This is a genomic window from Flavobacterium sp. (genome assembly GCF_044368625.1).
Lineage (GTDB): Bacteria > Bacteroidota > Bacteroidia > Flavobacteriales > Flavobacteriaceae > Flavobacterium.
On sequence record NZ_JBIPPD010000143.1, the window covers coordinates 1 to 8,462 of the forward strand.

Annotated in this window: 7 protein-coding genes and 2 pseudogenes; 5 read left to right on the top strand and 4 right to left on the bottom strand. The window is 36.2% G+C overall.

The window, feature by feature from the left end; all coding sequences use genetic code 11:
- The 3 genes and pseudogenes from ACIQ2X_RS10980 to ACIQ2X_RS10990 form a co-directional block, all read right to left on the bottom strand.
- A pseudogene (locus ACIQ2X_RS10980) lies at window positions 1-167 on the bottom strand (IS1595 family transposase); the annotation flags it as partial.
- Between the two features lie 106 nt (window positions 168-273).
- A complete protein-coding gene (locus tag ACIQ2X_RS10985; RefSeq protein ID WP_396178967.1) occupies window positions 274-2,751 on the bottom strand; it encodes a bifunctional UDP-N-acetylmuramoyl-tripeptide:D-alanyl-D-alanine ligase/alanine racemase in 2,478 nt (825 codons plus the stop codon).
- Between the two features lie 67 nt (window positions 2,752-2,818).
- The gene (locus ACIQ2X_RS10990) at window positions 2,819-3,406 is read right to left on the bottom strand and encodes a thymidine kinase (protein ID WP_396178968.1); all 588 of its coding nucleotides are present in this window, start codon (window positions 3,404-3,406) and stop codon (window positions 2,819-2,821) included.
- Window positions 3,407-3,612: 206 nt separating this feature from the next.
- Between ACIQ2X_RS10990 and ACIQ2X_RS10995 the strand changes: the two genes are divergently transcribed.
- The 5 genes from ACIQ2X_RS10995 (at window position 3,613) to recJ (ending at window position 8,087) form a co-directional block, all read left to right on the top strand.
- Window positions 3,613-4,620, top strand: a complete 1,008-nt coding sequence (locus ACIQ2X_RS10995) for a hypothetical protein (protein WP_396178969.1) — start codon at window positions 3,613-3,615, stop codon at window positions 4,618-4,620.
- Window positions 4,621-5,298 carry a 16S rRNA (cytidine(1402)-2'-O)-methyltransferase gene (rsmI, locus tag ACIQ2X_RS11000; protein WP_396178970.1) on the top strand — a complete coding sequence of 226 codons (678 nt, stop codon included), beginning with the start codon at window positions 4,621-4,623 and terminating at the stop codon, window positions 5,296-5,298.
- Window positions 5,299-5,305: 7 nt separating this feature from the next.
- Window positions 5,306-5,728 (top strand): OsmC family protein, encoded by a 423-nt coding sequence (locus ACIQ2X_RS11005; RefSeq protein ID WP_396178971.1) that lies wholly within the window; start codon window positions 5,306-5,308, stop codon window positions 5,726-5,728.
- 4 nt (window positions 5,729-5,732) lie between these two features.
- Window positions 5,733-6,077: a HopJ type III effector protein gene (locus ACIQ2X_RS11010; protein WP_396178972.1), complete on the top strand. Its 345-nt coding sequence runs from the start codon at window positions 5,733-5,735 to the stop codon at window positions 6,075-6,077.
- Between the two features lie 321 nt (window positions 6,078-6,398).
- Window positions 6,399-8,087 (top strand): single-stranded-DNA-specific exonuclease RecJ, encoded by a 1,689-nt coding sequence (gene recJ, locus ACIQ2X_RS11015; protein WP_396178973.1) that lies wholly within the window; start codon window positions 6,399-6,401, stop codon window positions 8,085-8,087.
- 268 nt (window positions 8,088-8,355) lie between these two features.
- Here the strand turns inward: recJ and ACIQ2X_RS11020 are convergent.
- Window positions 8,356-8,462, bottom strand: a pseudogene (locus ACIQ2X_RS11020) (IS1595 family transposase); the annotation flags it as partial.

Below are 8,462 nucleotides of genomic sequence, written 5' to 3' on the forward strand. Positions count from 1 at the left end.
ATACGCTTTTTACAACTCTTACACTCATAGCTTAACCTACTTTTAATCCAAAAAAAATCTGTCTTTTCACACTTGCATTTCAAACCTATTTTATCGCGTTCCGCTTTAAAATGCGCAATACAATTGGTTTCACTACTAAATTCGACTCCAAAACTAAAAATATTCATACCCAATAATTTATCTATCAAACAAATATACAAAAATATGAGCAATTACGGATATACATATTATTTAATTCGATGCTAAATTAAATAAAAAAAAGATGTTAAAATGCTATTCTCTGTAAAAAACACGTTTTACCCTTTGCGAGATACTCGTAAGAATCTCATACGGAATGGTATTGGTTTTATCAGCGATGGTTTTAACGGTTGGATTTTTCCCAAAAATAATGACTTGTTCTCCTTCTGAACAAACAATTTCGCTGCAATCAACCATCAACATGTCCATACAAATCGAACCCACGATCGTAGCTTTTTGTTTATTGATCATCACATAACCCACTTCGTTTCCCCACAATCGCGAAATTCCATCGGCATAACCTATCGGAATAGTTGCGATTTTGGTAGTTTTTGACGCAATAAATTTTCGACCATAACCCACACTTTCCCCTTTTTCAATGGTTTTAATTTGTGAAATAACCGATTTTAAAGTGCCCACATTTTCTAAATATTTTTGTTCTCTATCGTCGTTCGAAATGCCATAAAGACCAATGCCCAAACGGACCATGTCGTATTGGCTTTCGCTAAAATTTGAAATTCCTGAGGTATTTAGAATGTGCCGGATGGGGTTTATATTCAGCTCTTTCATAATGCTTTTGGACAATTTTTCAAACAATTCAATTTGTGCTCTTGCAAAATCTTGATTTTCTAGATCGTCGCTCGTTGCCAAATGCGATAAAATACTTTTTACTTTAATAGAGGGTGTGTTTTTCAGCGTAGATATCAAAGACGGTAAATCGTGTTCCTGGAAACCAAGACGATGCATTCCGGTATCGAGTTTAATGTGAATGGGGTATTTTTTCAGTTTCTTTTCTTCTGTAATTTTTAAAAAAGCGTTTAAACCTTTCAAGCAATAAATTTCGGGTTCTAATTCATGCTGAATAATCGCTCTAAAACTGGTGTTTTCAGGATTTAAAACCATAATTGGGGACTTTATTCCGCCCATTTTCAACGAAATTCCTTCATCGGCAAATGCTACTCCCAAGTAATCCACTTGCAGGTGTTCGAGTAGTTTCGCAATTTCGAAACCACCGCTTCCGTATCCAAAAGCCTTAACCATTACCATTAATTTAGTCGATGGTTTTAACTTGGATTTATAAAAATTGAAGTTGTGACTGATGGCATTGAGGTTGATTTCCAATACCGTTTCGTGCGTTTTTTCTTCAAGTAACGAAACAATTTTTTCAAATTCAAAGGAGCGAGCGCCTTTTACCAACAATGTTTCATTCTCAAAAGTCATTTGTTCAAATTTTTCAATGAAATCGGCCGTGCTTTTGAAAGTTGCGCAGTTCACAAATTTATTCTTGAAATTTGAAATGGTTTCACCAATGCCAATTACACGGTGAATTTTGTTGGAAATTACCAATTGAGAAACGCGGGCATACAAATCGTTGTTGCTCAAGCCACTTTGAAAAATATCCGACAAAATCAAGGTTTTTTTCTTATGTTGTTTTTGACTTTCCAAGAAATCCAATGCAATTTTCAAGGACTGAAAATCCGAACTGTAACTGTCGTCAATTAATGTCGTATTGTTAATTCCATTTTTGACTTTCAATCGCATTTCTACCGGATACAATAGTTTTATACGGTTTGCAATCGTTTCAAAATTATATCCAAAATGCAACAAAACCATCAAACAATGAACCGCGTTTTCGATAGAAGCGTCGTCCAAAAAAGGAACTTTTATTTCGAATACTTGATTTTTGTAAACGATATTTAAAAGTGTTTTATCAAAAATAATGTTTTTGGAAATGAACACATCGGCTGTTTTATCTTTAAAACTCCAACTGAAAGTTTTTTGTTCACTTACTTCCCTGGTAGAAATTGAAATTCCGATTGTTGGAAAAAACTGTTCAATAGATTTATTTTTATTGTAAATCAACACTTCAACGTCTTTAAAAAGTTGCAGTTTTTCTTTGATTTTTTCGCCAATATTGTCAAAACCTTCATCATGAGCCGAGCCAATATTGGTTAAAATTCCTATAGTTGGTTTGATGATTTTTTGCAAAGCTTTCATTTCGTTTGTAGTTGAAATTCCTGCTTCAAAAATGCCTAGATTGTGTTTTTCATTTATGGCAATAATGGAAAGAGGTACACCTACTTGAGAATTGTAACTTTTAGGGCTTCTAATGATGTTGAAATCGGGACTTAACAAGAAGTTCAACCATTCTTTGACAATGGTCTTTCCGTTGCTTCCCGTAATTCCAATAACTGGAAAATTAAATAAACTACGGTAATAGGCAGCAAAATGTTGCAGTGCTTTTTTAGAATCCGGTACTACTAAAAAAGTAGTATCTGCACGTATATTTTCAGGAATGTATTGCACCACAAAACACTTTACACCTTGATGGATTAACTCTTGAATATACGAATGAGCGTCGTGATTGGGGCCAATTAACGCAAAAAACAGCGTGTTGGCATTATTCTGCAACGAACGGCTGTCGATTGAAACCGAATCAATTTCTGTGTTAGAAATTATACCGTAAATATCGGCTTTAATTTGCGGGATGATATCTTCAATGTGGATACTCATTTATGAGTGTTTTAATGGCATTGTGTATTGCTTTTCAATTGTTGTGAACTGTAACTGCAACTGAAAACTACTCCTGATTTCTTTTCATCGCATTGAAATAGGCGGCACGACTCAAAGGTTCATATTCTTCGGTTTCGCCCAGCATGACAAGTTTGTCGCTGTTGTTTTTTCTAAAACTGTAATTGGCTAGATTTCCGGTTCGGGTACACACAGCATGCACTTTAGTTACATACTCTGCAGTGGCCATCAAAGCCGGCATTGGACCAAAAGGATTTCCTTTAAAATCCATATCTAGTCCCGCTACAATTACACGAATTCCAGAATTAGCGAGGTCGTTGCAAATGGCGATAATTTCGTCGTCAAAAAATTGAGCTTCGTCAATACCAACCACATCACAACCTTGTGCCAAAATCCGAATATTTGCCGCAGCAGGAACAGGAGTAGAGCGAATTTCATTGGTGTCGTGCGAAACAATCATCTCGTCGTGGTATCGGGTATCGATAGCAGGTTTGAAAATTTCAACCTTTTGTTTGGCAAATTGGGCACGCTTGAGTCGGCGGATGAGTTCTTCGGTTTTGCCCGAAAACATCGACCCACAAATTACTTCAATCCAGCCAAATTGTTCTTTATGATTTACTGTATTTTCGAGAAACATAGTGTTTTTTTCTACCTTAAAAAGGATTCGTTTTTTTTGCTTCGCAGGGAAGTCAAACCGATATATATTTTTTACTTTTACATCGTCGTTGTCAAAAGTAGAAAAATTTTCGCAAATCCGAGTTTTAGAAGCTTGATTTGGGAAATAAACTTTTGCAAAAAGCAAATTCCACATAAAACCAAAACAGTCATTATAATTTTGAAGACATGAAGAAAAAGTTAGAGGCAGAACTCATCAGCATCGCACACCGAATTTTGAAATTGAAAAACAAATCAGAATTGGCACAACTCCAACAAGAAACATTGAAATTGTATGAAAAAATTTCGGTTTTACGTTTTGTAGAAGAAAATTTTAGTCAAGTAAAACCAACTATTGGCTTTGCCAGTGCCGAAAAACAACTTGATGCTATTTTTGAGGCAAAGGAAGCAACGGAAACTATTTCTGAAAACGAACCAGAAGAAATTCAAGTTGAAGCAGAAGCTGCCCATGAAACCTCAATTCAAGTGGGTGCTGATCATGAAGCCGAAGAAGTGCTTGAGGCCGAAAATGAAGAAGAAATCGTTTCTGAAGTTGAAACGGAATTGACCGAAGAAGCCGAGGATGAAGTCACGGACGAAAAAGAACTTGTGGAAGAAACCGCTGATGAAAAAGTCGAAGTCGAAGAAGAAATTATTGAAGAAGAAGCAATAATAAAAGAAGAACCGGAAATTGAATTTGCACCACTTTTTGAGATTGCCGAAGACGAAAAACCAGAAGTAGTTGTGCCCAAACAAATCACTTTAGAAGATTTTTTAACCGAAGGTCATGTCGAACCCATTTTCGTGAGAGCGGAACAAGTATATTCAAACGAAACGACTACTACTCAAAAAAATGCTGCTAATGAAATAGAAACGGTCACTAAAGTTGAGGTTGTAGAGACCAAGAAAACCCAATTTATCGTGGACTACCACGAACCCAAAACGGTGTCGTTAAATGATAGCTTGTCGAAATCCATCAACATTGGTTTGAACGACCGAATTGGTTTTGAAAAACACCTTTTTGGTGGAAGTGGAGAAGACCTTAATCGAGTACTTTCGCAACTAAGCACGTATGCTAATTTTGGCGAAGCCAAAGAATTTATAGAAGATATGGTAAAGCCGGATTACAACAATTGGGCAGGAAAAGAGGACTATGAAACGCGTTTTATGGAAATAGTAGAAAAAAAGTTTTCGTAAATGGGTAAATTATTCATCGTTCCAACACCTATTGGTAATCTCGAAGACATGACATTTCGAGCCATTCGGGTGCTTAAAGAAGCCGATTTGATTTTGGCCGAAGATACACGAACCAGTGGAAAATTACTTAAACATTATGAGATAAATACTCACATGTACAGTCACCACATGCATAATGAACATAAAACGGTAGACAATTTAATTGCACGTTTGCAAGGTGGTGAAACGATTGCTTTAATTTCTGATGCAGGAACTCCAGCGATTTCTGATCCAGGATTTTTATTGACCCGAGCTTGTGTGGAAAATGGTGTTGAAGTAGAATGTTTGCCTGGTGCGACGGCTTTTGTTCCAGCTTTGGTCAACAGCGGTTTGCCCAACGACCGATTTATTTTTGAAGGATTTTTGCCTGAAAAAAAAGGCCGACAAACTCGATATTTGGCTCTAGCCGAAGAAACCCGAACGATGATTTTGTATGTTTCGCCTCATAAATTATTAAAAACTTTAACAGAATTCATCACCTATTTTGGCGAAGACCGCCAAATTTGTGTTTCCCGAGAATTGTCCAAACTGCACGAAGAAAATGTTCGAGGAACGGTGCGGGAAGTGTTGAGTCATTTTGAAGCCAAAGCTCCGAAAGGAGAAATTGTAGTTGTGATTGGTGGAAAAACAACAAAATAAAATTTTTATGAAAACAACAAAATCGCATACAAAATGGTTAGGTAATTTGGCTTTTGAAAGCTCAAATCCGGGCGGAAATTTAATTATCGATGCCGCAATTGAGCAAGGAGGTTCAGGTGAGGGTTTGCGTCCAAAAGCATTGATGTTAAATTCATTGGCAGGTTGTTCGGCAATGGATATTGCCAATTTAGTAACAAAAATGCGTGCGGAAATCGATACTTTTACCATTGATGTGGAAGGCGATTTGACGGATGAAGAAGTGCAAACCTACCACACGTTTCGAATAAATTATACTTTTTTTGGAAACAATCTCGACCGAGAAAAACTAAAAAAAATTGTCAACCTATCGACTCAAAAATATTGTGGCGTGATGATCATGTACCGTCAATTTGCCAAAATTGAAATTGAAATTAATTACGTAGCTTCCTAAAATTATGACACTTTCAGCTTTTTTAGAAATGCTCCAATTTAATCCTACTAATGTTTGCTTCGCAGAAACAATTGCTGTAATCGATGCCAATTATCAATTTACACCAACGGCTTTTTCCAATGGAAATCAACGTAACAAAGCTGGTGAGAACAACGGTTCTTGTAAGATTTTCGCTTTCGCAAAAGTACATCAGTTGACCGAGTTGCAGACTTTGGCTTGTTTTGGAAGGTATTATTTTGAAGATGTTTTGAAGAATCCCGCAGGAACAGACCATCAGAACATTCGAAATTTTATGAAATTTGGTTGGGACGGAATTCATTTTGAGAATGAAGTATTAACCCAAATTTAAAATTATTTCTATTCAACTATTTCCTGATTTTTTTCAAAATGGTTAAGTGTGGTTAACAAAAAACATTATTTTTTGTTGTTTGTAATTAACATAATGATTGTTTAATCTGTTTGAATTCAAGAGCAAGTCTAATAAACCAATTGCAAATCTTGAAACGCCTTTGTGGTAAAATACAACAAAGAAGTTGGTCTTAGAAACGCAATTTCCGTTTGGCTTTTCGGTTTTATGTGCAAAATAAATTTTAATAGCTTGTTACAAAAAACTTTATACATTTGTAAATCAATATAAACCAAGCCATTAATTTTAATTCAGACTTTAAATATGAGATGGAATTTAAAATCGAAACCAGACAAACAACTTGTACAACAGCTTCAAAATCAACTTCAAGTAAGCGAAATTATTGCGAAACTTTTGATTTCTCGTGGCATCGAAACTTTCGAACAAGCCCGACTTTTTTTCCGACCCAGTTTATCCGATTTACACGATCCCTATTTGATGAAAGATATGGACAAAGCTGTTGCGCGAATTGAAAAAGCTATACTTGCAGGAGAAAATATTATGGTTTTTGGCGATTACGATGTGGATGGCACAACGGCCGTTTCGCTGGTTGCTTCGTATTTAAAAAGTATTTATCCCAACATTGCCACCTATATTCCCGACCGGTATTTGGAAGGCTACGGCGTTTCGTTTAAAGGAATTGATTATGCCGACGACAACGGAATTTCGCTAATTATTGCTCTAGATTGTGGTATAAAATCAATTGATCACGTGGCTTATGCCAAAGAGCGAAGCATCGACTTTATTATTTGTGACCACCATCGTCCGGGCGATGAATTGCCTCAAGCAGTTGCCGTTTTAGATCCCAAACGAACCGATTGTAATTACCCTTATGATGAATTGTGTGGTTGTGGGATTGGTTTCAAATTAATTCAAGCGTTGGGTAAAAACAGGGGTCAAATTACTGAAGATTTGTTGCCCTATCTGGATTTAGTAGCCACCGCCATTGCCGCAGATATTGTACCAATGACGGGAGAAAATCGGATTTTGGCAAAGTTTGGTTTGGAAGTTATCAATACCAATCCGCGGCCGGGAATTCAGGCCTTGATTCATCAAGTTAAGAAAAAAGAGCTGACTATTACGGATGTGGTTTTTATCATCGCACCACGAATCAATGCAGCCGGAAGAATCAAACATGGGAATCACGCCGTTGCTTTACTTTCAGAATTCGATTTTGATCAAGCCATCGCATTTGCCAAAGAAATCGAACAGTACAATTTAGAGCGAAAGGAATTAGACAAACAAATAACGGTTGAGGCTTTGAATCAAATAGCTGAAAATCAAGAAAAAAATCATTTTTCTACGGTGGTTTACCAAGAAGATTGGCACAAAGGCGTGATTGGGATTGTGGCTTCGAGATTGATTGAAACGTATTATCGACCCACATTGGTTTTTACAAAAAGTGGCGATAAGTTAGCAGCATCGGCAAGGTCGGTTTATGGTTTTGATGTGTACAATGCCTTGGAAGCTTGTTCGGAACATTTGGAGCAATTTGGCGGTCATATGTATGCTGCCGGAATGACATTGGCCGAAGAAAACTACTCCAAATTTAAAGCAGCCTTTGAAAACGAAGTTAGAAACAGCATTTCCGAAGACCAACGTGAGCCGCATATTTCCGTAGATTTAGAATTGGATTTTGCTGCAATAGATCAAAAAATGATGCGGATTCTTAAACAATTTGAACCTTTTGGCCCGCAAAATATGACGCCTGTTTTCGCTACCCAAAAGGTGTTTGATACCGGTTATGGCAAAACCATCGGTTTAGACAATGAACATCTGAAATTATTTGTTAAGCAGCATAATTCTGAGGGATTTGCAGCGATTGGTTTTGGATTAGGAAAAAAATATGATTTAGCTTCTAATCGAAAATCTATCGAAATTGCCTATACATTGAGCGAAAATGAATGGGACGGTAAAACAACACTGCAGTTGAATTTGAAAGACCTTAAGTAGATTTTTATCACAGATGTCTGAATTGGATTTATCATTTTTAGCACAAAGTTTTGAATAGATATTCAGGCAATAATTAGATTTGACCCTAATTTTGCTGTACAGTTTTTTAAATTTGAACTACTTTTAATTGAGGTTTTAAAATTATTTTATCAACAATTTACGTGGGTATGTTGTAAATAATTATTTTTAAAAACGCATTCAAAATTAGGTTTCAATATCATAAATTAGCTTAGATTGCAATTAATTTTAAATGCATATCCTTTTTTAATCATACTCCTGTAATACTTGCTATCACTAGTCTATCGAAGATTTTCTCACCAAAATATCTGCGATTTAGCTTATAAACAAACTCGTTCAGATACAGTTGTAAGTTTT